This is a genomic window from Mesobacillus boroniphilus JCM 21738, assembly GCF_000517385.1.
In the GTDB taxonomy this organism is placed as follows: domain Bacteria; phylum Bacillota; class Bacilli; order Bacillales; family Cytobacillaceae; genus Mesobacillus; species Mesobacillus boroniphilus.
Map to the genome: position 1 here is coordinate 1 of NZ_BAUW01000206.1, position 1,504 is coordinate 1,504.

The 1,504-nt window shown below is 46.6% G+C and carries 1 protein-coding gene and 1 pseudogene; both read right to left on the bottom strand.

Annotated features, from left to right (window positions below):
* The coding region (locus JCM21738_RS26420) for a hypothetical protein (RefSeq protein ID WP_243463126.1) at positions 1–413 on the bottom strand (413 nt) is incomplete at its 3' end.
* A 56-nt stretch (positions 414–469) separates the two neighbouring features.
* Positions 470–1,504, bottom strand: a pseudogene (locus tag JCM21738_RS21785) (DNRLRE domain-containing protein); the annotation flags it as partial.

Here is a 1,504-nt window from a genome sequence, read left to right on the forward strand (position 1 = left end):
GTCGGTTTGACAAATGCCGGAACATGCTGCCAGTCCTGCGCATTCTTGTCGAATTCGTTCCCGAAGTTGTAGCCTTTGGTTCCGTCCGTGTAATTCACGACGACCTGCATCTCGAATGGTCCGCCGTTCGGATTAGCCCCTGCCTGCTTTGCCCAGCCGGACAGTGTCAGCTGCGTATTGGCATCGCCGGATAGATTGATCGTCTGCTTCAGTTGTTTATTTTTCCCGGCTTCCCCTGTCATTTGGAAAGAAGATTTGCCGATATACACGTTATCATCACCAGGGTTGACGTTCTGAATGATTTTATCATTGACTGAAAGATTTCCGCTTGTTCCCCAATTTTCTGGAAGACTTGCATTCGTGGAATCAGGACGCTCATAACTAGAGTTTTCCACCAGGTTATATGCTGCCAATGTCGTTCCTTTTTCAAGCTGCACACCGTCAAAGTAGGCTGTTCCAGCACCTGCATTCAGACCGAAGGAAACAAGAATTGTATCCGTTTGGTCTGGTACATTAGAAACGACGGCCTGGACCCTTGTCCAATCATGGGTACCTTTAGTCCGAATGAATAGGATGTTGGCGGGAGAGGTGTTCCTTGTGCATTAAAATATTCAATTTTGATCAAAGCCGAGTTCGCTGTGTTTTCGTTTTTAATATACGCACTCGCAATAAATTGATCTCCGGCCTCGTATTTTACTTTTTCGGAACTTACGATCGCCCAACCAGTTGGGTTTGAAATACTAATCGCCTTTTTGCCGAACTTGCTTGTGTTTGACCAGCCATAAGTGGCGGTTGTATTAGGCTGCATCATCTTTGTCCAGCCGTCAGGCCAGCTGTCGGTATTCTGATCCAGTTCAAAGCCTGAGTTGGCCAACAGGTTATCAGCCGCAGACATGGGATGCGTGGAGTAAAGAAGGTTGCCGTTTGCATCGTATCTGCTTGCAGATGTCTGGACATTCGGATCGGTGGATTCCGTCTGGTTGTTCTTGTTGTCGTAATCGTTCGTGCTGACGTTCTGGCTGAAATCCTGTTCCTTGACTAAATTGTTGTTGATGTCGTACTCAAATGTGGAATTTTGGTTTTCAGGCAGCTGGACACCGGTAATGTTTCCGTTGGCGTCATATGTGTAAACATATGCTGAGGTGCCATTTGCCTTATTTGTATTCGGCTCAACTACTTTTGTCAAATTGTTTTTATTGTCGTAGGTGAATGTCGTTACCGCTTTATTGGCTGCATCAAGCGGGTTTTGCGTAGTTTGGACGACATTTCCATTGGCATTCGTTGTATAATCGACTCGTTTGCCTTCGCCATCTGTAACAGTCGTTACCAAATTGGCAGTGTCGTAGGCATATGTCGTTTTGCTTGTTCCCGCAACTCCGTTGATTGTGAGTGGTCTGCTGATGCTGGTTACCCTGTCAGATGTGTCGTACCCGACAGTAGTTTTGATGCTCCTTGCATCAGTGACACCCGTAAGGTTATGGTCCGCGTCATAACTGAACGTGGT